At 54.9% G+C, this 22160-nt stretch carries 19 protein-coding genes; 5 read left to right on the top strand and 14 right to left on the bottom strand.

Annotated features, from left to right (window positions below; all coding sequences use genetic code 11):
* Nucleotides 1-177: 177 nt before the first annotated feature.
* Complete coding sequence (locus ACE6ED_RS05700) at nt 178-492, bottom strand: hypothetical protein (RefSeq protein ID WP_410826127.1); 315 nt, start codon at nt 490-492, stop codon at nt 178-180.
* The gene (locus tag ACE6ED_RS05705; protein ID WP_410826128.1) at nt 485-1423 is read right to left on the bottom strand and encodes a Gfo/Idh/MocA family protein; all 939 of its coding nucleotides are present in this window, start codon (nt 1421-1423) and stop codon (nt 485-487) included. Before ACE6ED_RS05705 ends, ACE6ED_RS05700 begins: the two co-directional genes overlap by 8 nt.
* 342 nt (nt 1424-1765) lie before the next feature.
* Between ACE6ED_RS05705 and ACE6ED_RS05710 the strand changes: the two genes are divergently transcribed.
* Entirely contained in the window at nt 1766-2392 is a 627-nt protein-coding gene (locus ACE6ED_RS05710) for a TVP38/TMEM64 family protein (RefSeq protein ID WP_410826129.1), read from the top strand.
* Between the two features lie 313 nt (nt 2393-2705).
* Nucleotides 2706-3686: a peptide-methionine (S)-S-oxide reductase MsrA gene (gene msrA / locus ACE6ED_RS05715; RefSeq protein WP_410826130.1), complete on the top strand. Its 981-nt coding sequence runs from the start codon at nt 2706-2708 to the stop codon at nt 3684-3686.
* Nucleotides 3687-4200: 514 nt separating this feature from the next.
* Here msrA and ACE6ED_RS05720 read toward each other — a convergent pair.
* From ACE6ED_RS05720 to ACE6ED_RS05760, 9 genes are all read right to left on the bottom strand, one after another.
* On the bottom strand, nt 4201-5670 hold the full coding sequence (locus ACE6ED_RS05720; RefSeq protein WP_410826131.1) for a DUF4349 domain-containing protein: 1470 nt from the start codon (nt 5668-5670) through the stop codon (nt 4201-4203).
* Between the two features lie 169 nt (nt 5671-5839).
* A complete protein-coding gene (gene metE / locus ACE6ED_RS05725; RefSeq protein ID WP_410826132.1) occupies nt 5840-8215 on the bottom strand; it encodes a 5-methyltetrahydropteroyltriglutamate--homocysteine S-methyltransferase in 2376 nt (791 codons plus the stop codon).
* Between the two features lie 279 nt (nt 8216-8494).
* Nucleotides 8495-9355 (bottom strand): undecaprenyl-diphosphate phosphatase, encoded by an 861-nt coding sequence (locus ACE6ED_RS05730; RefSeq protein ID WP_410826133.1) that lies wholly within the window; start codon nt 9353-9355, stop codon nt 8495-8497.
* 179 nt (nt 9356-9534) lie between these two features.
* A complete protein-coding gene (locus tag ACE6ED_RS05735; RefSeq protein ID WP_410826134.1) occupies nt 9535-10155 on the bottom strand; it encodes a DedA family protein in 621 nt (206 codons plus the stop codon).
* 9 nt (nt 10156-10164) lie between these two features.
* A complete protein-coding gene (locus ACE6ED_RS05740; protein ID WP_410826135.1) occupies nt 10165-12117 on the bottom strand; it encodes an FtsX-like permease family protein in 1953 nt (650 codons plus the stop codon).
* Complete coding sequence (locus ACE6ED_RS05745; protein WP_410826136.1) at nt 12092-12862, bottom strand: ABC transporter ATP-binding protein; 771 nt, start codon at nt 12860-12862, stop codon at nt 12092-12094. Before ACE6ED_RS05745 ends, ACE6ED_RS05740 begins: the two co-directional genes overlap by 26 nt.
* A 328-nt stretch (nt 12863-13190) precedes the next feature.
* On the bottom strand, nt 13191-14159 hold the full coding sequence (locus ACE6ED_RS05750; protein WP_410826137.1) for a sensor histidine kinase: 969 nt from the start codon (nt 14157-14159) through the stop codon (nt 13191-13193).
* Entirely contained in the window at nt 14156-14857 is a 702-nt protein-coding gene (locus ACE6ED_RS05755) for a response regulator transcription factor (RefSeq protein WP_410826138.1), read from the bottom strand. Before ACE6ED_RS05755 ends, ACE6ED_RS05750 begins: the two co-directional genes overlap by 4 nt.
* Before the next feature lie 204 nt (nt 14858-15061).
* Entirely contained in the window at nt 15062-15856 is a 795-nt protein-coding gene (locus ACE6ED_RS05760; RefSeq protein ID WP_410826139.1) for a TIGR00266 family protein, read from the bottom strand.
* A gap of 400 nt (nt 15857-16256) precedes the next feature.
* Here ACE6ED_RS05760 and ACE6ED_RS05765 point away from each other — a divergent pair, with 400 nt between their 5' ends.
* Nucleotides 16257-17270, top strand: a complete 1014-nt coding sequence (locus tag ACE6ED_RS05765) for a hypothetical protein (protein WP_410826140.1) — start codon at nt 16257-16259, stop codon at nt 17268-17270.
* A gap of 159 nt (nt 17271-17429) precedes the next feature.
* On the opposite strand, the gene ACE6ED_RS05770 is transcribed toward ACE6ED_RS05765, so the two are convergent.
* Nucleotides 17430-18119, bottom strand: coding sequence for a YitT family protein (locus ACE6ED_RS05770; protein ID WP_410826141.1), 690 nt, complete (start codon nt 18117-18119; stop codon nt 17430-17432).
* Nucleotides 18120-18476: 357 nt separating this feature from the next.
* Nucleotides 18477-18977: a Crp/Fnr family transcriptional regulator gene (locus tag ACE6ED_RS05775; RefSeq protein WP_410826142.1), complete on the bottom strand. Its 501-nt coding sequence runs from the start codon at nt 18975-18977 to the stop codon at nt 18477-18479.
* Nucleotides 18978-19181: 204 nt separating this feature from the next.
* Here ACE6ED_RS05775 and ACE6ED_RS05780 point away from each other — a divergent pair, with 204 nt between their 5' ends.
* The gene (locus ACE6ED_RS05780; protein WP_410826143.1) at nt 19182-19346 is read left to right on the top strand and encodes a hypothetical protein; all 165 of its coding nucleotides are present in this window, start codon (nt 19182-19184) and stop codon (nt 19344-19346) included.
* Nucleotides 19347-19467: 121 nt separating this feature from the next.
* Here ACE6ED_RS05780 and ACE6ED_RS05785 read toward each other — a convergent pair whose 3' ends face one another.
* Nucleotides 19468-19944, bottom strand: coding sequence for a general stress protein (locus ACE6ED_RS05785; RefSeq protein ID WP_410826144.1), 477 nt, complete (start codon nt 19942-19944; stop codon nt 19468-19470).
* A gap of 169 nt (nt 19945-20113) precedes the next feature.
* Between ACE6ED_RS05785 and ACE6ED_RS05790 the strand changes: the two genes are divergently transcribed.
* Nucleotides 20114-21199: an AI-2E family transporter gene (locus tag ACE6ED_RS05790; protein ID WP_410826145.1), complete on the top strand. Its 1086-nt coding sequence runs from the start codon at nt 20114-20116 to the stop codon at nt 21197-21199.
* The last annotated feature ends 961 nt before the right edge of the window (nt 21200-22160 follow it).

Consider the following 22160-nt stretch of genomic DNA (forward strand, 5'->3'; position numbering starts at 1 on the left):
AACGAGGGCTGAAATCGCGCCGGTATCTCCTTGAAACAAGCCGCCGTATCGAATGCTGCATAATGACGTAGTAAAAACTTACGTTTAGTTAGTATATATAATTTTAGCATATTTTAACCGTTCTGAATATGATATTTCGCAAAAACGATAAAAATGTCTCTGCTGTCCGCCTGGCGTTTAAGGCTTGGGCCGCCGGGAAATGGCATTCGTCACCACAAACGCGAGGTCGTCGTTGCCGTACAGCGACAGCACGCCAAGCACTGTATCGTCGGAGATATCGCCCGCTTCCTCTTTGGACACCGTCAATTCCAGCGCATGACGGAGCGCCTCGTTGTCTCCCTGCCCCGGATAAGCGCTCCGGTACAGCTCCTCCGGGTCGAACCCGTTGTTCACGCACCACTGGGCGAACACGAGGATCATCATTTCTTCCTCCCGGCGGTAGCTCTCCACAATTTGTTCTTCCACCGCTTTGCGGTATTCTTTGTCATCCATGCAAACAATCCTTTCCGCCGAGCTCATCGGCCAATCTGTGTGCAGGCAGCACCCGCCCCGCGCTTACCGTGCAATCCTCCGGGCGGTCGATGCACGCCAAAAAGTGATTAACGGCTCCCTCAAACCCTCTCCGCCGCTGCACTGTGTCCCAGCTTCCGAAGCGCAAGGTACGCGGGGCGCCGTCCCGCTCGTACAGCACGGCGTTCTCCATATCGACGACTTCGGCCGAACGGCCACTGCCGTGGAGCTCCAGCTTCTCCATGTCGGCTCCCGCATCACGCGCCATGGCGAACATTCCATTGATGCCGGGCATGGAAACCATCCCTTGGGCTCTGAGCAGCCGCCCGCCGCCGGTATTCAGCAGGCTGCCGTGCAGCTGGTCGTAATCTCCACCGCCGAGCCACAGCAGCAGGTCCAGCATATGGATCAGATCGTCGTGAACCGTCTCCCTGGCGTTCAGCGTCTGCAGCTTCGTCCGGTGTTTGACAGCTGAGGCGAATCCGGCGCCGCCTGCGGCGTCCAGCCATTTTTTTGCTTCCATATACATCGGGGCGAACCGCCGGTTAAAACCTACGGCAAGCAGCACCTGCCGTTTCTCCGCCAGCTCGGCCATCCGCTGCGAAGCAGCATAGTCATAGGACAGCGGCTTGTCTACATAAACAGCCAGCCCCCGCTCCAGACAGCGGGTGACGATGGACTCGTGGGTCGGCGTCGGGCTGTGCACAAAAACTGCGTCAAGTCCCCAGCCCAACAGCTCATCCAGATTCGTTGTGCCTCGGGGGAACCGGTATTCCTGGACCGTCCGCTGGACGGTATGGTCCGAGGCGCTCAGCACGCCGCACACCTCCGCTTCAGGATGGGCCGATAAAAACGGAAGATACACCTTCCGGGCGATGTCGCCTAGACCAATCAAAGCCACTTTTTTGCGCAACCACAACACCCCTTATCTCTATTCTGTTATGTCCGGCACTTCCGCAGGGGATTTATGGCCCGCCGCTTACTTCTGTTACGCGTTGTCTTGAATACTCCACGTTGGTCTGTTTCCGGTTGTCCATCGGCCGGGTTAGCGCTCTATCCTGTTGGAGATGCGTCACGCACCTATCTTATCGGCCATCGTATGAAGTTATTATACCTTGTCCTGGACGATTGAAAAATAAATTCCGCACCGGAAACAAATGCAAACGAATTTGCCAACCGGCCCCATTCACTTTACAATTCGACATAACAGCTTGCATGGCCTGTGAACCGGGCCGGACAGAAAGGATTCGATTTCATGAAAAAATGGCTGGTCCTCCTGCTGTATGCCGCCCTGCTCGGCGCCGCTTTCGCCTATCGGCATGAACTGATGAACTGGCTGAAGGACGGCAGCCATCTTTCGCTGTCCTTTGCGGCAGCCATGCTGCTCGCCATATTTCCCGTTTTGCCTTACAAAGCCGTCATCGGATTTTTTGGCTTTGCTTACGGGACGGGGGCTGGCGCGCTGATCACCTGGTCCGCAACCACGCTGGCGGCCGCCTTGATGTTCGGCGCGGTGCGCTTTGGCTTCCGCGGCAAAGCCGAGGCGTACCTGACCACGGTGCGCGGGCTGGGCACCTTTACGGCTGCCGTGCGGAAGCGGCCGTTTGCTGCTGTCGTTGCAGCGCGCCTGCTGCCCGTCATTCCCCAGGCCGCCGTCAATGCTTACGCCGGAGCCGCAGGCCTGCCGTTTGGCAGCTTTATGGCCGCTACAGCCGTTGGCAAAATCCCGGGTATTTTTGTGTTTGCCTTTCTTGGCGGCAACCTCAGTACCCGGCCACGGGCGGCCGTGTTGGCGCTGCTGATCTACGCAGCAGTGCTAGGAGCCTGCGCGCTAACCTTGCGCCGGCGGCCGGCGGATGCTGGCGGCAAAAACGATGCATAAGCGGCCCAAGACGGGCAAAATCACGGAGCAAACCGGCTGCCCGCGTGTTGCGGGCGAAATAGATACCTATGCAGATGTGGGTTGATATGCACGGGCCGATACACATGATATGTTCGGGGGAAACCGCGTTACAAGCGGATTGCCGGTTGGTTTAGCGGGTACATTTAAGTAGAGACTGCTTAATTGTGTGTTATGCGTGGGGGCATGCTAATGGACGACCTGCAGGCGGCTGACTGACTGGCGTGACCCGGATGATTGTTTTATAATTAGATTGTGATCTATTTAATTGCCTTGCAGAATTGGAGGGTTTATAATGTCCGATTTACATTCTCAAGATAAATCAAACCGCACGGAACTTGCCACGTTCGCCGGCGGCTGCTTCTGGTGCATGGTCAGCCCTTTTGAAGAGCTGCCCGGCATTATCCGCGTTGTCTCCGGCTACACCGGCGGACATACCGAAAATCCGACTTATGAAGAAGTGTGCTCGGAAACGACCGGACATGCCGAAGCGGTGCAGATTACGTTTAATCCGGATATTTTCCCGTACAGCAAACTTCTGGAACTGTTCTGGCAAAATATCGACCCGACCGATGCGGGCGGCCAGTTTTTTGACCGGGGCAGCTCGTACCGGACCGCCATTTTCACGCACACGGAAGAACAGCGGAAGGAAGCGGAAGCCTCGAAACAGGCTCTGGCGGCCAGCGGCCGGTTCACCAAGCCGATTGTGACCGAAATTGTGCCGGCGACAACCTTTTACCCTGCGGAGACCTATCACCAGGACTATCACCACAAGAACCCGGCGCATTACAAACGCTACCGCAAAGGCTCCGGCCGGGATGCTTTTATTGAGCAGCACTGGTCGGGCAATGTCGACAAAAGCGGTCTGAAAGAACGCCTTACGCCGCTCCAATACGAGGTCACCCAGAATAATGCGACGGAGCCCGCGTTCCGGAACGAATTTTGGGACCATCACGGAGAAGGCCTTTATGTGGATATCGTCTCCGGCGAACCACTGTTCAGCTCGCGGGACAAATACGACTCCGGCTGCGGCTGGCCCAGCTTTACCCGTCCGATCCGCGACTACGTCATTAAGGAAAAAACCGATCTGAGCCACTTTATGGTGCGTACGGAAGTGCGGAGCAAAGAAGCCGATTCCCATCTGGGCCATGTGTTTAACGACGGTCCCGGCGAAAACGGGCTGCGTTACTGCATCAATTCGGCCGCCTTGCGTTTTGTTCCGGTTGAGGACTTGGAAAAAGAAGGCTACGGCGAATACAAGGTGCTGTTCGAGTAGACAAGGCATATTGGCGGGCGAGTTCGGCGGAAAAGCGGTTAGCCCTGCGAAAAGGCAGCCCTGAGACATCCAGAGGAAGAGGGTATGTTTATTAGACCTTCCACAATTAACGTTGGATGCAATTAAGCAAACACAACGCCTCTATGCATAACAAAAGGGATTGATCCGTGCCGGTCCGGCGCAGGGTCGATCCTTTTTTTGCTGTCAGACTCTGCTGTAAAGATTGAAGACCATACCTTCTCCGTAACTCAGGTCAGGAACGGAATCTCCTCCCAAGTAGACAAGCTGGTTGGGGGACTTTATTCACTTGGCGAAAAGCAGTTATACAATGAGACAACTAAAGATAAATTTGCAGCTAATCATTTGGGCATTCCCTGTATTTTTCTATTTTCTCCTGAAAAAAACACAGCAAAGACCGGTCCCCACTAGGAACCGGTCTTTGACCTGCGCAGTTATTCATATACAATTTCACATATCGTCAGCTATCCTATTCTGCAAAAAGATTCCCGTACCCTTACGGCTTAACCGGAGGCTCGCCGTCACGCCCGTTCAAGGGACCCGGCTGATCGGTCCCCCGCTTCTCTGCCGGCGAGTCGGTACCTGCCGTTGTATCGGTACCCGCCGCTGAGCCGGTGCCCGCCGGTGTACCGGTACCCGCCGCTGGGCCAGTGCCCGCCGGTGTGCCAGTGCCTGCCCCTGGGCCGGTGCCCGGCTCCCCTGGCTGTCCTGCCCCGGAGGGGTCGCCAGCACCATCCGCAGTGCCCGCTGGGACGGGCAGACCGGGCGCTGAACCGGACGATCCGGGCGAGCCTCCAGGCGAGGGCGCAGCCGACGGCGGAACGTCCGAAGCGAACGGACGCCCCGGATCACCCGTAGGCGGCGGACCTGCCGGGCCGGAAGTGCTGAACGGGCCGTTGCCGTACGGACCGTGTATGTTCCGGCCGGCTGCGTTCCGGCTGCCCCCTTTCCGGGGGCTGCGCGGCATCCGCCGGCGGAACACGCGGGCAACAAGCCAGACGACGGCGCCGGTTACCAGCAGCGGAAGCAGCCAGGCCAGCGCCACGACCAGCCACTGCAGCCCAGTCCACAAGGCCCGGAGACTGCCGCTCAGCGCGTCGCCCGCCCGCTGCATCAGCGGCCCAGAGGCGGCCGGGTCGCCCGCAAACATCTCTTCGCTTTCATAAAGATCGAGCTGCACGGTCGAGAAAGCAACATTCTGGTCAATATAGCGCATCCTGCCTTTGAGCCGTTCAATCTCTTCCTGAATCTGCCCCAGCTCATTGGCGAACGATACCAGATCGGCCGCTTTTGTCGCTTTGTTCATGAATTCAATATACTGGGATTCCAGCAGTTCTTTCGCCTTCAGCCGGGCTTCCAGATCTACATATTCTTCAGAAACATCTTGACCCTGGATATTGCGTCTCAGCGAAGCATGCTCCACCTGCTCCAGCCGGTCGAGGAAGGAAGCGAAGCCCGCCGCGGGGATTTTGGCAACCAGCGTTCCGCCCTGTTCCCGCTGCGACAGGTTCTCCGAGAATTCCACGATGTAGCCGCCGGCCTGCGTAACCTCCCGGCGCACCTCATCCTCCGCTTTGCCGTAATCTTTAACCTCCATCGAGAGGTTCGCGCGGTAAATCAGCTTCTTGTTCAGCCCTGCCGCCGAGGCGTCGCCTGCCGCGAATCCCGCTCCTTGTCCGGATGCCGCCTTATCCGCATCCGGCGGTGCCGTGCCCCCTCCGCCCGCAGGTTCGGGTGCTTGGTTGCCCGCCGGTTTGTTATCTGCACTGCTGTCAGACTTGCTATTGGCGGCGCTTCCTTCCAAGCCAAGCTGATCGGCTGCACCTCCGTTCATTTCTGTTACTACTGCCGCTTCCGAAGCCGAATCCGAATTGGTCCTGACGGCATCATTTGAAGCGCTTCCGCATCCGGTAAGCAGCATAACCAATACGATCAACCCGCAGATTCCTTGACCCCACTTTCGCATGAGTACCCCTCCAGCTATTAGCTTTTTGAGCGCCGGCTGCGGATCTATCGGTCTATGCGCCGCCGCTTTCGGTTATTGACGTTTCCAGGGGCTGGAAAGTTGCATAGGCATGCGGAAAGATACCCGGCAACCCAAATCGGTTTGCCGGGTAAAATATCAAGTCCCCTATTCAAGCACGCTCGGGTTCAACTTCTGCAGACCGATGGTCCTGTTCTGGCTGCCCCAGCTCCCCAGACCGCCAGTCCTGTTCCTGCTGTCCCAGCTTCCGCCGGCTGCGTTCCGCGGCTTCAACCATAGCCGCAAGCGCCGCTTCCGTCTCCGGCCATCCCCGTGTTTTCAACCCGCAGTCGGGATTGATCCAAAACAGCTCGGGCCGCAGAACCCGAAGCGCCCGGTCAATGTACGCGGTCATCTCTTCCGCGGAAGGGACTCTAGGGCTGTGAATATCATAGACGCCAAGGCCGATGCCGTTCTCGTAGCCCTGCTCCTCAAAGCTGGAGATCAGTTCGCCGTGGCTGCGCGAGCTTTCAATTGAAATGACGTCTGCGTCCATTGCCCGGATCGGCTCCAGCATGTCGGAGAACTCGCAGTAGCACATATGCGTGTGAATTTGTGTCTCCGGTGAGACGCCGCCCGCCGCGATCCGGAAAGCCCGGATGGCCCAGTCCAGATAATGCGCCTGCTGCTCACTTTTCAGCGGCAGTCCTTCCCGGACCGCAGGTTCGTCAATCTGAATCATCCCGATGCCCGCTTCCTCCAGCGCCAGCACTTCCTGTCTGAGCGCCGCCGCAATCTGATACGTCACCGTCTCGGCCGCCAGATCGTCACGGACGAACGACCAGTTGAGGATCGTAACCGGTCCGGTCAGCATCCCTTTAACCGGGCGCCGGGTAAGCGACTGGGCATACACGCTCTCTTCCACGGTCATGGGCGATGTATACGCAACGTCGGCGTAAATAACGGGCGGCTTCACGCACCGGGAACCGTAGGACTGCACCCAGCCGTCCGTAGTGAATACGAAACCCGCCAGCTTTTCGCCAAAAAATTCCACCATATCGGTCCGCTCAAATTCGCCGTGAACCAGCACGTCCAGTCCAAGCTTCTCCTGAATCTCCACCGCATCCCGGATCTGGCCGCGGATAAATTCACGGTAGCGCGCTTCGCTCCATACGCCAAGCCGCCAGCTTTGTCTTGCTTTGCGCACCTCGGCCGTCTGCGGGAAGCTGCCGATCGTCGTTGTCGGCAGCAGCGGCAGCCGCCAGCGCGCCGCTTGCAGCTTCGCGCGTTCCGCAAAGCCCAGCGCTCTTGGAGCAGCCAGCGCCTCCACACCGCGCAGCGTCTCGGCAACGTCGCCGCGGCTGCGCTCTGGCAGGCTGCGGAAGGCGGACAAGGCCTGCTCTGCTTCCGCAATCTCCGCTGCCACGGCAGCCCGCCCTTCTCTAAGCCCCCGGCCGATCACTGCCAGCTCCTCCAGCTTCTCCTCGGCAAAAGCCAACGCGCCCCGGATTTCCGCCTTCAGCTTCCGTTCTTTTTTTGCCGTGACCGGTACATGGATTAGGCTGCAGGATGGCTGGAGCAGCAGCTTGCCAGACGGTACCAGCCCGGACAGCCGCTCTACCAGCTCCAGCTTTGCTCCAAGCTCCGACCGCCAAATATTGCGGCCGTCCACAATCCCGGCGGCCAGCGCAAGTCCGTCCGGCCAGCCGTACCGTTCGATCCATTCCAGCGAAGCGCCTCCGTCATGCACAAAGTCAAGACCGATGCCCGCGACAGGCAGCCGGGTCAACTCGTTCAGCGGCGCTGCGGCTTCAAAATAGGTCTGCAGCAGAAGACGCAGTCCTGGAGCCGCCTGGCTCAGCTCGCTGTAAATCTCCTGCAGCAGCTCCAGTTCGCCTGCATCCAGCCCCGTTACAATGGCCGGTTCATCGATCTGGACCCAATCCGCGCCTTCCCGCTCCAGCTCCTTCAGCATTTCCGCATAAGCGGGAAGGAAGCGGCGCGCCGTCTCGGCCAGCCGGCCGGCTTCTATGCCGCGGGACAGCTTGAGGAAGGTGAACAAACCGATGACCACCGGTTTGCCGATGATTCCAAGCTCCTCTTTTGCTAACCGGAACGCCTCAAGCGGCTTATTTTTTTTCAATTCGGGAGCGCGGCCGCCGATCTCCGGGACAATGTAATGGTAGTTGGTGTTGAACCATTTTTTCATCGAGCACGCCGGTGTTGATCCGCTGCCCCGTGCCATCTCGAAATACAGCTTCAGGCTGACCTCTCCCCCGTCATACGCATAACGCGCGGGAACGATCCCGAACATGGCGGCCGTATCCAGCATCAGATCATACAGCGTGAAATCCCCTACTGGAATCAGTTCGACGCCCAGCTCCTGCTGGCGGCTCAAATGTGCCAGCTGAATCCGCCGCATCTCCGCCCGGAAATCAGGTTCCTCCGTTTTGCCTGCCCAAAATGACTCTAACGCTTTTTTCCACTCCCGGCTTGCGCCAATCCGCGGATAACCCAGGTTGCTGACGATAACTTGCGGTGTACTCATCACATTTCCTCCTTGTTATACGAATAAATTCAATATTCAACTAATCCACTTAAAAAACTTGGTTTAAATCGCGCGCCGATTCCCGCCGCCGCCTTACAAGACGTTATGTACAAAAAGACGCCCTTGCCGTTCGCCTCAGCGGGGACAAGAGCGCCGTGCACCGGCATTTGCGCGTCCCGCTGTGAAGGAGTTGATTTCAGCTACCGTCATCTTACAGGAAGCTCAGCTCAATCACAATAGAATCGCGGCCATACCGTTATATCGAAATCCGATAGCCGGTTAGAAGAAAATGATATAAACCGCCGCAGCCAGCACAATCCGGTATATGGCGAACGGCGTCAGCTTGATCCGGTTGATCAGTTTCAGGAAAAAGCGGATGGACAGCAGCGCAAACACAAACGCGCTGATAAAACCTGCGATAAAAAAGGGCAGCGCATCCGCGGTAAAATACTCCCAGTTCTTCACCAGCGAAATCAGGCTGGCTCCCGCCATAATCGGAACCGCCATAATAAACGTAAAGTCGGCTGCGGCGCGGTGGCTGAGCCCAAGCAGGACGCCGCCTGAAATCGTCGAACCGGACCGGGAGAAGCCCGGCCAGAGCGAAAAGCACTGGACCAATCCGATCATAAAAGCCTGGCGGTATGTAATCTGGTCGACGCTCTCCGCCCTCGGTTTTTTGGGGGCAAACCGGTCCGCAATAATCATAAGAATCGCCCCAAGCACAAGGCCGATAATCACGGTCGTCGCCGAAAACAGATGCTCGTCAATGTAATCTTCAAACAGCACGCCGAGAATACCGGCCGGGATCAAACCAACGATAACCTGGCCAAGCTTCAGCCGTCCGCCGCTGTGCGTTTCCGGCGTGCCGGAGGTTTCCTGCTTGAGTTCAGTGCTGCTGTATTTTTTCAGGCCAAGCAGATCCAAAAACCGCTTGTAAAAAACGATTACAACAGCGAGTATCGAACCTAACTGAATGACAACTTTAAACGTATTTGCTGCATATTTGCCCAGAAAATCCTGCGATTTCAACCACAAGTCGTCGACGAGTATCATATGTCCTGTGGAGGAGACCGGAGCAAATTCGGTTAAACCTTCCACCAGTCCTAAAAAGATAGCTTTGATAATATTAATGATTTCCATTGCCTGGGCCTCCTGTCTGCGTTGGTTAACCGGATTTTCCGGCTTTTTGCTGCTGCGTGTAATCGCGGGTTATTTGAGTTTTCTTGGGGTTGCTTAGGCCACACCCGCTGGCTTCAGCTTACTTCGCCATCCCCCAGTTTACTCGGGATTGGTTCGGGTTACTTTCAACCTACTCCAGGCTACGCCTGATTGGCGTTCTTTTTGCGTCTGCGGAAGTACAGATAAGCTACTGCAAGCAGGGCTGCCGCGATAATGGCGTAAAAGACGTTGGAATACCCGTCCATGAAATGGGTGATTTCCTCCCAGTTCTCACCGAGCGCTGCGCCGATCACAACCAAAATGACATTCCAGATCAGCGTACCGACGGTTGTGTAGAGCATGAACAGACCAAACTTCATCCGGGCCATACCGGCCGGCACCGAAATCAGGCTGCGGATCAGCGGTACCATACGGCAGAACAGCACCGTCCAGTAGCCGTATTTTTCAAACCAGCGCTCTGCCTTGCGCAGATCGTCCTTGCTGACGCGCAGCACGCGGCCCCAGCGGTCGATGATTTTTTCGAGCCGGTTGACGTCCAGCAGCCTGCCAATGCCGTACAAAATAATTGCTCCAATCAAAGAGCCGATGGTGGCCGCGATGACCACGCCTGGAACCGTCAAATTTGAGGTCGTCGTCATGAATCCGCCAAAAGGTAAAATAACCTCCGACGGGATCGGCGGAAACACATTTTCAAGCGCCAGCATCGCGGCGATCCCCACGTATCCGAATTGTTCCATGAAATCCGTTATCCAGCTTTTCATAAGTACCTCCTATCCTTGTTTAAGCAAATTCCGCAAATACCGCCGGCGGATCAGCAGAAAATACAGTACCTGGGCCGTCAGGAACCCAAACAGCACCCCTCCGGTCTCAAACGCGATCGACAGGTAGAACAGGCGCTGCAGCGCGGCGAACGCGAACAGGCTGTGCACGATGGCAAGAACAACCGGGACAAAAAACAGCAGCGCCAGCTGCAGCGACACGACGCGGGACAGCTCCCGTCCGGTAAGCCCAAGCCGGGTTAAAGTAAAATACCGTTCCCGGTCCGCGTCCAGATCCATGTACAGCCGGTAATAAAGAAAGCTGCCTGCTGCCATAAAAAACACCGTGCCGACCAGCAGCGCCGCAAACAGCATCGTGCTGTACCGGGTGTGCTGGACGTCAAACAGCGTGCCGCTCACCGCCAGCGAATAACCGGCTTTGGACTCGTACGGCTGTTTGCCGTCTTTAGCCAGCGATTCGGCAAGTCCGCTCGTCTGCCGGAAATCGTGGACATAAAACGCGGTATAACGTTCGGTCCGCTCCGCCTCCACTGCTTGAAAAAAAGCGTCGGAGACCACAAGCCCGGTAAAATCGCCGCCGTCACGGCCGTCCATCTCGGGCAGCACGTATTCGGGGATCGCGACCTGCCCGGTGTATCCCGTCTCGCGCAGCGTCAGGGAACCGCTATGCAGCCGGTATTCCGTCAGGAACCGGTCTTTTATGAGACTGTTGTCCCGCTGCGAACCAATCATGACCCGCCCTTCCCCGTCTGCAAGCGGAGGTTCATTCGCGGGCATACCCGCCCATGCAAGCAGCTGGCGGTAGGAGGACTCGGACAGCAGCGGCAGCTGCATAAGACGGTCCTTCCCTGTAGAAGACATGACATCCGCAAACTTGATGTCGGCTTCTAGCGTCTCATAGGCCAACCCTTTGTTCTTCAGCTCGCTGCGGATGGTATCCAGGCGGCGGTTCGTGGCGGCGGCAGGCTCGCCCGCTTTGGCCAGATAGCCGATGGCCGCCGGATAATCCAGCGTGAGCCGCCCGGCAAGGGTATGGATCGAGGCAAACATGCCCACTGACGTAAACGATACAGCCGACACAATTGTCACCGTAAAAAACATCCGGGCATAGTCCTTCCACCGGTCGGCCAAACCCGACAGCACGATCAGCGGCGCCTTCCGCCAATACACTTTCCTGCGCCGCTGCAGCAGCTCAGCCGCATACACGCTGAGATGCGTGTAGAACAGATACGTTCCGGCGAGTGTAATCAGCACGACCGGCACCATCCGGACCGGTACGGCTGCGGCTTTGGCTGTCGCCGACAATACGTAAGCCGTCAGCAGCAGCACCGCTGAAGCCGCGGCGCCTGCGCGCGATGCGCCTGCCGCCGGTCCGCTCCGGTGCCGGCCCTGAACCAGCCCCAAGGCTGGCGTCCGCTCCGCCCAGCGGAAGGCCAGCGCGGAGATTGGCGCAAACAGAAACGCAAACAATACCGCGGTCAACCCCGCCGCCCGCCAAGGCACGTAAAACGGCAAAACCGGCAGATCAATCCATTCCGCAAAGATCATCAGGAACAGCTTGCCAAGCAATAGACCCGCTCCAAGCCCGGTCACAATCGAGCCGGTGCCGATCAGCATGTTCTCCATAAACAGCATTTGCTTCAGCTGCCGCGGCGTCATCCCCTGGGTCAGCAGAATGCCGATTTCGCGGCGGCGGGACTGCAGGAATGAAGCGACCGAAAACAGCACAAACAGCCAGCAGAACAGATAGACGATTCCAACCGCCGCCGACAGCGTCTGCTTCGCCACCCTTCCAACCACATCGCCGTCAGACAGCTCAGGGTGAAAAATCAGCAGGGCGCACAAAAAGCAGACCATTACCGAAAACGCGCTGCTCAGGTAAAAGGCGGCGTACTTCCGGAGGCTGCGCGTCACATTCTTAATAGCGAGCCGCCGCAGTGTCATGACCGGCCCCTCCGATCAATGACAGCATGTCGATAATATTCGCAAAAAAAGCCATCCGGTTGTCCCCACGGTACATCTCATTTACAAATCGTCCGTCTTTAATAAAAATGACGCGGCTGCAAAAGCTTGCCGCCACAGGGTCGTGGGTCGCCATGAGCAGCGTCGCGCCATCCTCCTGGTTAAGATCCTCCAGGAGGCGCATGATGCCCTCGGCTGAACCCGAGTCGAGACTGCCGGTCGGCTCGTCGGCCAGGATCAGCGCCGGGCGGTGGATGACCGCGCGGGCGATGGCGGCCGTCTGCTGCTGTCCGCCGGACAGCTCATAGGGGCGTTTGGCGAGCAGAGGCGTAAGACCCAGCCGATCCGCCAGCTCCCCGAGCCGGCGTTCCATCTCCCGGACCGGTGTTCCGGCCAGTGCGAGCGGAAGAATGATATTTTCTTCGATAGTCATCGAATCCAGCAGTTGAAACTGCTGGAACACAAAGCCGAGCCGGTGGCGCCTGAACAGCGCTTTGTTTTCACTGCTGAGCAGGGCCGGATTCTGGCCGTTAATCAGCAGCTCGCCCGATGTCGGCTCGTCCGCGGTGGAGATCAGGTTGAGCAGCGTTGTTTTTCCGCTGCCTGAAGGGCCCATAATTCCGACAAATTCGCCCTTCTCCACCCGAAAGCGGATCGGCTTCAACGCCTGTGTGGAGACAAGGCCTTCATAAATTTTGGACAAATGGTTCACTTCCAGCACAGTCAACGTTCTGCCGCTCCTTTCACCGGGTTTGATCGTTTTCATTATACAGAAGGATACACACTGCCAACAATTTCTGAAACTTACAGCTACCTTACAGGTTTGTAAGCCGGGAAAGGTTGACAAGGGGAGATCGCCTGAGGGGAGGTTACTACGTGAGTTTGACAATGGAAAGTTCCAATGGGTGGTTGGTAGTGGAGGAAAGAAGTTGCCAATGGGAGGTTGGCCATGGAGGAACGGTGTCCGCCGAACGGCCAAAACCTAAAAAACCCGAAGCGCTGCGCTCCGGGACCGTAAGCGTATTTTATTTTGCAGAGATAACTGATAAACCATACTAAAACAAAATCCGCACCGTAGTTCCTTTCCCCATCTCCGATTCAATTTCGACCTCATGCCCAAGCTTGCCGCAAATCTGCTTCACCAGGTACAGCCCCATGCCCGTCGATTCCTGATAACTGCGTCCGTTCACCCCGGTAAAAAAGGCGTCAAATACCCGGGGCAGGTCGCCGGACGGAATACCGATGCCCTCATCCCGCACCTCCAGCAACGTTCTGCCGTTCCGCTCGCCGCCGGTAAAGCGGATGTTCCGTCCAGGCTCCGCCGTGTAGCGCACCGCGTTGGTGATCAGTTGGGATAGCACAAAGGACAGCCATTTTTCGTCGGATACGACGTTCAGCTCTGGCGGAACTTCTATTGCGGGATATACCTTGGAGCGGATGAACAGCCGTTTCTGCTCGGAAGCGACCGACCGGACCACCTGCTCCAGCCCAAGCCGCTCCACATACAAATCATGCTCAAACGTATCGAGCCTTGCGGCATACAGCACCGTTTCCAGCCCTTTTTTCATCCGGTCGAGCTCGTCCGCGATGGCGCTGAAGGGAGGGCCGTCTTTGTCCTGAATCATCAGGTGGATCACCGACAGCGGCGTTTTCATCTGATGCACCCACTGATTGATAAAATGAATATGCTCCTCCAGCTTGCTGCGGTAATTGTGCAGGTCGTTTTTGTAGAGCCGGGAGGTCGCGGTGAGCAGCCGGCGCAGGCTATCAGCAAGCGGCGAGCGCTGAGCCGGGCCTCCTTCATCCAGTGACTCCGGCGCCTTCTCCATCCGTCTATAAAACGAACGGTTGGTCGCGTACCGGTACACCAGATAACCGGCCAGCAGCGCTCCGCTCAAAATTGCCGCGTATAGATTGACTGACAAATCTTGGTGCCCGTCCAGCCTGTACACAAGCGTCACAGTCGCAAGCTGGGCCAGATACACCCAAATCAGCGGCTGCTGCTCACGGAAAAACAGCTTCATTCTGTCTCCCCCCAGTTCAGCGTCAGGCGGTAGCCTTGTCCCCTGACCGTCTGCAGGCCGTCTTCGATGCCGAGCTGGGCCAGCTTTTTGCGCACTCGCGCCATATAAACGTTCAGCGTGTTGTCGTCCACAAAAGCCTGGTCGTCCCAAATCTTCTCCAGCAGCCGGTCCCGGCTGACCACCGTCTCCGCCCGCTGCAGCAGCTCGTCCAGAATTTTGACCTCCGTCAGGCTAAGCTCCAGCCGTTCTCCGCCCCGTGTCAGCTGCAGCCGCTCCGTATCCAGCAGCAATCCCCCTACGGTTACAGTGCGGTCGGAGCCTTGAGCCGCGTATGAGCCGTACGCTCTGCGCAGCTGGCTTTTGATTTTGGCCGCCACGATCTCGTAGTCGAACGGCTTCGTCACATAGTCGTCTGCTCCGTTTTCCAGCGCCATAACCTGGTCCATTTTGCCGTCACGCGCGGAGATAAACAAAACCGGACAAGTGGATACGGTCCGAATTTGTCTGCACCAGTAATATCCGTCATATTTAGGCAGGTTGATATCCAGCAGCACGAGGTGAGGATCAAATGCCGCAAATTCCTCCCTCACCCGGTCAAACTGCTCTACACTCCGTGTCTCATATCCGAATTTATGCAAATAATCCTGAAGCAGCCGGACCAGCGTCCGGTCGTCTTCCACGATAAAAATTTTGAACATACCCTCATTCCCCCGAAATCCGTCTTCTTACGGCTTGCCCCTACTATAAACAGCGGGCACGGGCAACGTCAAATCCCCCTCCGTACCCGAAGGGGGATGGTTTAGCATTTGGTATGCACACGCGGTGTAATAAGGATTCAAAAAGTGCTGCGATATAGAGCGGCTCGGGCCGTTTAGGCGCATATCACTCCAGGCGCGGGCGGCTTATTTCCCGTCCAGCAGATTGCCGAGACCGCCGAGAATGCTGCCTTCTTCTTTTCTGCCTGATCCGCCTGCGGCGGACAGCACCTTGTCGGCCAGCCGGCTGAACGGCAGTGACTGCACCCATACCTTGCCCGGCCCGCGCAGTGTAGCGAAGAACAGGCCTTCGCCGCCAAACAGCGCGCTTTTTACACCTTTCACCATTTCAATATTGTAATCTACAGAGGAGGTCATCGCCACGAGACAGCCGGTATCCAGCCGGATCACTTCGCCGGGCTGCAGCGTCCGCTCCAGCACCAGACCGCCGGCGTGAACAAACGCCAGTCCGTCACCCTCCAGCTTCTGCATAATAAAGCCTTCTCCGCCGAAAAAGCCCACGCCCAGCTTCCGCTGGAACTCAATGCCAACCGAGACGCCTTTGGCCGCGCACAGGAACGAGTCCTTTTGACAGATAATTTTGCCTCCGTATTGGTACAAATCCATGGGGATAATCCGTCCCGCGTAAGGGGCGGCAAAGGTAACACTCCGCTTGCCATGGTGGCCGCCGTGCGTAAATACGGTCATAAACAGGCTTTCACCAGTCAACAGCCGTTTGCCCGCGCCCATCAGCTTGCCCATCAGTCCGCCGCCGCCGCTTGGACCGCTGCCGTCGCCAAAAATCGTTTCCATTTTGATCTCGGGGTCCATCATCATAAAGCTGCCCGCTTCGGCTACGACACTTTCGCTTGGATCGAGCTGAATCTCAACACACTGCATTTCTTCGCCCAGAATTGTGTAATCAATTTCATGCGCGTTCATTAGGTTATCCTCCCCGTGATCATTCCTCTAAAGTATGTACATTGCCTATCTTGCGGCACCTGAATCGACTGCCGGTATCTGCATTATATCAGGAAAAATCTTGTTCTAGAAAGAAGAATTACTGAGCCGGAGTCGTGACCGGCAGGGTGACATAGAAGCATGCTTTTTTCGTCTCGTTCATCATATCCGCCTATGGATCCGCTTTTCCAGGAAGAGACTGATCAATAGATATCTGATCGGTTTTCCACTAGTCCTGCACATTGTATAACAAGTCAATTCTAAACTTTGACGAAAAGGTGCTGAATAAGACACAATTTATCATTTTTCGATTTTAATAGTAAATATTCCCTAATTCTGATAAACTGGTCCTGTTTATTATTGTTAATGGAGGAGTAAGGAAATGAAAATTAAGCCTATAGGCCTAACAGCATCTTGTGTATTTCTAGCTTTTTCTGCTTTGGTAGGTTGTACCTCATCATCAAGTGACTCAACTCAAACAAAACAAAATTTTGCTTCCGCAACAAGTGTACCTACCTCTAAAACAACAAGCCAGGATAAGAAACAAAGTGAAAAAGATAAGATACTAAAAGAAGCAGAAAGTTTTCTTAAATCCTACGGAACAAACTACTGGAATACAGAAAGATCGAAGGAAACAGCCGATGCTATACGCGAATTATCTAAACAATATGATGGGGAGCAAAAGACTGACATTCTCGCATTAATTGAATTTATCGAAAAAGAAGACATTAAAAAAGCTAGCCTGATTTTCAGCGAACTTGGAGGAATTCTTCCTACATTTAGAGCTAATAATTTACCATCAAGCGTGCCTTCCTCCTCACCATCGCCAATACCTTCGCCATCTCCAACATCTAAGCCCGAACCTGAAAAACCAATTGTAATAAACGGGACAGGAGACACCGCAACAGAATTTTTTTCACTTCATTCAGGATTTGCCGTCATTGAGGCATCCGACACAGGTGACTCCAATTTCATAGTTCACATATTAGACGAATCAGGGGAATATGAAGACTCTGTAGTTAACGAGATTGGGCCTTATAAAGGGAAAAGTATAGTTGTAATTCCGAAGGATGGGGAGTACTTACTTAACCTGCAGTCTGAAGGAAAATGGAAGTTCTCTATCTCTCAGTCAGTGCCCGAGAACATTTCAACTGCTCCTACAAAGATAAGCGGAAAAGGAAATGATGTCGTGTTTGTAAATCTTCAATCAAAACTCACACGATTCAGTTTTAAACATACGGGAGAATCGAACTTTATAGTTCGCTTAAATGAGGAGAGTTCATTAGTTAATGAAATTGGAAACTATACCGGATCTGTTGCTGAAACTATAGAATATGATGGTCCGCATGTATTTTCCATTCAGGCCGATGGGCAATGGAGTATAGATATTAAGTGAAAGAACTCCCTTCCAAGTATGGAGGCCACTGAAAAACTAGCCTTTTTAGAAAAAGTACAAACACATATCAAAAAGACGACACCCATTCGGAGGAACCGAATCGGTGTCGTCTTTTTCTCAGATCAACAACGCTAATACATTCCTGCTGATATTTGCGCATTATGACATGCTGGCTTTGCGCTTCTCGAGTTCCACGGCTACGGCGGCGCGGGCTGCACGGCGCGTTTTCGGCGCAGCAGGGCGCTTGCCGTAAGAAGTCGTAAGCGTAATGATTTGTCCGGCAACGGCGACGGCCATCACGGTGTACAGCGTTTCTTTTAGCGGCATATACAGAAGCGAAATTCCCAAGACGACAACATCCATCAGGAAGACAACGGTGCCGACCTTGATTCCCTTCCATTCACTGATCAGCAGCGACAAAATATCGTCGCCGCCGCTTGCGCCGCCGGCCCGAAGCACCAGACCAAGTCCAAGACCGGTCAGCAGTCCGGAAAGAAGCGCAGCCACGGCCAGATTGTCACGCAGATCGACGACAAGCGGCGAATAGCGTTCCATCAGTCCGTAGAAGACGGTGAAGGCTCCGGCGGAGATGAAGGTGTTCAGAACAAACGCCTTGCCTTTCAGCCAGAGGGCAATCAGCAGTACCGGAAGATCCAGCAGCAGAACCGTCAGTGAAGGAGACAGCCCGAGAACATACTTGCCCAGGAGGGACAAGCCTACAAATCCGCCCTCGGTTAGATGGTTCTGATAGTTGATGTGATAATAAGCAAATGACAGCAGAAACGTTCCAAACAAAATAATCGACAGTTGTTTCAGCGGCATCGTCGGGACGCCGGTTTTCGTTCTCATACAGATTCCCCTTATCGTATTGGCGGGCTAGACGTCCCACCAGCCGCTACGACGGGAAGAACCTGAGTTGGTCCTTCGCATATCTTTCCCTTCCTTCGTAGTGGCGGTAGTAGTCCTAGCGACAGCACGCACCATCTACGGGGAAGCTAAGTATAAGAGAGATCATAACGTTTCCAGATCGTCCTTTGGGGATTCGTCCTTCGGGGACTCATGGTATCCTGATCCTTTCTTTTATTGGATAAGTTCCAATACTATTATACCACGCCGAACGATATTTCTAAACAGGCAAGAATCCGGCCGGGATTCTTTTCTTCTGTAATAGTGTATTTCGTCCGGGGACGTCCCATTCCAAAGGGTTTACGAAGGCGCGCGAAGCAGCCGGTTAACCGTCTCCCGGCGGACACCGATCAGCTGTCCAATTTCCTCCTGGGTTAGCATTTCCGTCAGCGGTACGCCGTGCGAATATTCGTTCATCCAGCGCGTGAGCAGCTCCAGCCGTTCCCCCGGCGTGCCTGCGGTCAAATGGTCGATGCGAGTCTGCATAAAACGCACCTTCTCCTGCAGCAGCATCGCAATCTCCAGCGCTTTGCCGGGTTCCTCCTGCAGCTGGCGGTACCATTCGGCGGCGGGAATCGTCTCCACCTCGCTCCGGACCATTGCGGTCGCCGTACCATGTGTTTCTTTTGGCGTAATCAGGGAATGATGGGGAACCGTCTCCCCCGGATACAAAATGTTGAACAGCACCATATTGCCGTTCTCATGAAGTCTGGTCACCTTAAACAGCCCGCTTTTCACATGATACAGCGTGTGGCAAGCGTCCCCCTGGCGAAACAGAACCTCCCCTTTGTGCAACATCATAACGCCCTCTCCTTTACTCCGTACATGAACAGGCGGATCAAGCCCGTCTATCCATTATACAAAAAGAAACCCGGCCTGCGAAAGAAGCACGCGGGTTACCGGATTTTTTGGCATGTAGGAATTCCCTCCGGTCCGCCTAGGGCGGCCATGGAGGTTCTGTCATAGATTATGGTAACGACACCAATCTGTGAAGCGGGTGAAGCTATGGCACGCAAAAAACAACCGGCCAACAAGCAAAAAGATGAGCTTAGTGCCGATGACTACGCCATTTTAGGCGCTGCTCTAACCACACTTGGCGACTTCTTCGCTTTATTGGCGCTGGTGAAGGCCAGAAACGAAGAAGAAGATGACGGGAGCGGATCCGGCTGAGGCAAAGCAAGTCCGTAGGAAGTCCGTAGGAAGTCCGTAGGAAGTCCGCAGGAAGTCCGCAGGAGGTCCGCGGGACTCCGGAAGGTCCGTTCTCCGCTAGAACCGCCCGCCGTTCATCCTCTTATTCCAGAGGGAGTGCGCCATGCTGCACGAACGCCGCCTCTGCGCCGCTCTGCTCTCGCTCCTTCAGCTCCGCCAGCACCAGAATCCGGCCGTGTTCCACCTGCTCCGCGTATCGTTTGGCATCCTCTTCGGGAATGCCCATGCCGATAAGCGTGACCGACACGCCGTCTTCACCTTTTGCTCCGCCGATCCACGCGCCGGCCAGTCTGGCGGCTCCGCCTCCCGCGGCGGAGACCCGTTCCGGCTCCAGGTCCAAGGCGGCGGCCAGCGCTTTGGCGGTGCCGAACAAGCCTTCGCTCGCGAGTCCCTCTTCGGCCTCGCCGAGTTCATTTTCCCGTGCGATCTCGTTTACCGCCAGCCTATGTTTGGATACGACGGCGATGCGTTTTTTATCAACCCCGGCTTCCTTCAAGGCCTCTACCGCAAGGCTCGCGTCCGATTCATGTCCAAATAATCCTGCCATCAGTTTCGCCATTTGTGCGCCCTCCTCTTCTCCTGCCGTTCCTGCAATATAAAGTTATTAACCCGATTTGGAGGTTTCGACCGCTCTATTTCATACGGTCAGGTTATAAACACAAAATCGAGTTTACTATACTTGTAGGCCGTTTCGATACATAAACAAAGTTGAATAGGGAGGGACCGCCATGCTTATGCAGCATAAATATTTTCGGACCAGCCTGGGAATTATCGCCTTCCTGCTTATCCTTTATCTCGGTTCAAAAGTAATGTTCCTGTTCCGGCCAGTCTGGTCGGTGATCAATCTGCTGATTGTGCCGATGATGCTTGGGGGATTTTTTTATTACCTGCTTCGGCCGCTCGTCGATTTCCTGGAAAAACGCAAACTGAACCGGATGCTTTCCATTCTGCTGATCTATCTCGTATTTGCTGGACTGATCGCCCTTTTTGCCGTGCTGGTGTGGCCGACGCTGCGGGAGCAGGTTGAGAATTTTGTCCGGAACGCACCGTTTCTCGTACGGGACCTGCAGGAGCAGTTCAACAGCCTTAGACAAAATCCGTCCTTTGAGCGGTTTCTCGGACAGGAGTCCGATCTGTCGACCCGCATATACGCCTACTTGAACAATGCGGTGACCTGGGTAACGGACTCGATGAGCAATCTGATCGGCGTGATCTCAAATATTTTTATCGTACTTGCCACGCTGCCGATTATCCTGTACTACATGCTGAAAGACGGGCATAAACTCCCGCCTATCCTCTTGGGCCTGCTGCCCCGCCGGTTCAAAAAAGAAGGGCTGGAGACGCTGAAGGAAATCGACAGCGCGCTGAGCAGCTTTATTGTAACCCGGGTGCTGTTGAATGTGGCGCTGGGCGTGCTGCTTTATATCGGTTTTTTAATTATCGGACTGCCTTATTCCCTGCTGCTCGCACTGATCTCCATTCCGCTGAACTTCATTCCGTATGTAGGTTCCATTCTGGCCGCTATTCCGGTTGTCATTGTCGGATTCATCGAATCGCCGATGACTGCCTTGTGGTCGGTGGTTGTAATTTTTATTGCGCAGCAAATCCAGGACAACCTGCTGTCTCCAATTGTATATGGGCGGTCCCTGGACGTGCATCCGCTAACAACAGTGGTGCTTGTATTGGTGGGCGGCGATTTTTACGGCATTGTCGGTGTCCTGATTGCGCTGCCGGTCTATATGATCCTCAAAATTACCTTCATGCATGTATACGAACGGATCATTGCCGAAAAAGAGGAAGAAGCCGCGGGCTGAGGTTTGGTTATCTGTGGCCAGTGTACCACAGCACGCGATACCCAGGTCTTTCCGGACTCAGAGGACGTTATTTCTGAAATTCCTGGGTTTTTGGGTTGCCTTGCGGACTACAGATCCGTTATTCGTACCGAAAACATCCAAACGATGGATTTTCCGCTTAAATAAGGGAATCTGAGTCCGTCACTTTGCCAAAACACGGAATAATCAGCAAATAAGGGAATCTGAGTCCGCCACTTTGCCAAAATACGGAACATCAGCAAATAAACAGAGGGAGGCCTTCTGAGTCGGTGAGAAAGTCAAAGAGGAGGTCAATGTTGAGCTGCTTCAAAAGGCCTCCAAAGTTTGAAAAATTGAGACGGTGTTCAGGCAGGGAATGTTGCTGTAACAACAGAGTTACGCACCTTTCTAGTTGGCATGGTTGGTCGCATTACCATGATACCAAACAAGTGAGGTGTTTTTTGTCCATACAAGTAAATCCATTGAATTTTTCTTGCTCACCCAAGGGTCTATGTCAATTTTCTACATAGACTGAATCATTGAATGACAGGAAAGAGGAAACACAAGCGGAGGCAATGTGGAGATGGAGGAGCGAACGCGTTTGCCTCCCTCCTTATGTTTTAGTTTTCTTGCTTTATTTTCGGAGTTCTCCCGTTAACGGAGAGGAGACTTCCAGTCAAAAACTCCGATAATAACAGCGGGCCGGAAGTCTCCAATTGGCCGCAGTGGAGGCTCCGCCCCACCTGTCCTTCTTTAATTCAATCTATATAGCTGCGAAAGTTGAGTAGTTAACTTTCAGTTAGCTCAACAGTTAAACGGTTCCTCCGCAGATCGCGGCGGGGCCGTTTTTTTGTGGGGAGATAAAGTTGCTGGGAGGCTGGGTTTGACCGGTTTGGAGTTGAGTTGGGTTGGGTTGGGTTGGGTTGGGTTGGGTTGGGTTGGGTTGGGTTGGGTTGGGTTGGGT

The organism is Paenibacillus nanchangensis, assembly GCF_046543445.1.
Classification (GTDB): Bacteria; Bacillota; Bacilli; order Paenibacillales; family Paenibacillaceae; genus Paenibacillus_AQ; species Paenibacillus_AQ nanchangensis.

What these genes read in the sequence shown, in the direction of transcription:
- ACE6ED_RS05765 (WP_410826140.1), top strand. Translation starts at nt 16,257, where the DNA reads ATGAAAATTAAGCCTATAGGCCTAACAGCATCTTGTGTATTTCTAGCT.
- metE (WP_410826132.1), bottom strand. Translation starts at nt 8,215, where the DNA reads ATGAGTACACCGCAAGTTATCGTCAGCAACCTGGGTTATCCGCGGATT.
- ACE6ED_RS05740 (WP_410826135.1), bottom strand. Translation starts at nt 12,117, where the DNA reads ATGACACTGCGGCGGCTCGCTATTAAGAATGTGACGCGCAGCCTCCGG.
- ACE6ED_RS05790 (WP_410826145.1), top strand. Translation starts at nt 20,114, where the DNA reads ATGCTTATGCAGCATAAATATTTTCGGACCAGCCTGGGAATTATCGCC.
- ACE6ED_RS05780 (WP_410826143.1), top strand. Translation starts at nt 19,182, where the DNA reads ATGGCACGCAAAAAACAACCGGCCAACAAGCAAAAAGATGAGCTTAGT.
- ACE6ED_RS05755 (WP_410826138.1), bottom strand. Translation starts at nt 14,857, where the DNA reads ATGTTCAAAATTTTTATCGTGGAAGACGACCGGACGCTGGTCCGGCTG.
- ACE6ED_RS05720 (WP_410826131.1), bottom strand. Translation starts at nt 5,670, where the DNA reads ATGCGAAAGTGGGGTCAAGGAATCTGCGGGTTGATCGTATTGGTTATG.
- ACE6ED_RS05710 (WP_410826129.1), top strand. Translation starts at nt 1,766, where the DNA reads ATGAAAAAATGGCTGGTCCTCCTGCTGTATGCCGCCCTGCTCGGCGCC.
- ACE6ED_RS05785 (WP_410826144.1), bottom strand. Translation starts at nt 19,944, where the DNA reads ATGGCGAAACTGATGGCAGGATTATTTGGACATGAATCGGACGCGAGC.
- ACE6ED_RS05750 (WP_410826137.1), bottom strand. Translation starts at nt 14,159, where the DNA reads ATGAAGCTGTTTTTCCGTGAGCAGCAGCCGCTGATTTGGGTGTATCTG.
- ACE6ED_RS05735 (WP_410826134.1), bottom strand. Translation starts at nt 10,155, where the DNA reads ATGAAAAGCTGGATAACGGATTTCATGGAACAATTCGGATACGTGGGG.
- ACE6ED_RS05770 (WP_410826141.1), bottom strand. Translation starts at nt 18,119, where the DNA reads ATGAGAACGAAAACCGGCGTCCCGACGATGCCGCTGAAACAACTGTCG.
- msrA (WP_410826130.1), top strand. Translation starts at nt 2,706, where the DNA reads ATGTCCGATTTACATTCTCAAGATAAATCAAACCGCACGGAACTTGCC.
- ACE6ED_RS05775 (WP_410826142.1), bottom strand. Translation starts at nt 18,977, where the DNA reads ATGATGTTGCACAAAGGGGAGGTTCTGTTTCGCCAGGGGGACGCTTGC.
- ACE6ED_RS05730 (WP_410826133.1), bottom strand. Translation starts at nt 9,355, where the DNA reads ATGGAAATCATTAATATTATCAAAGCTATCTTTTTAGGACTGGTGGAA.
- ACE6ED_RS05760 (WP_410826139.1), bottom strand. Translation starts at nt 15,856, where the DNA reads ATGAACGCGCATGAAATTGATTACACAATTCTGGGCGAAGAAATGCAG.
- ACE6ED_RS05700 (WP_410826127.1), bottom strand. Translation starts at nt 492, where the DNA reads ATGGATGACAAAGAATACCGCAAAGCGGTGGAAGAACAAATTGTGGAG.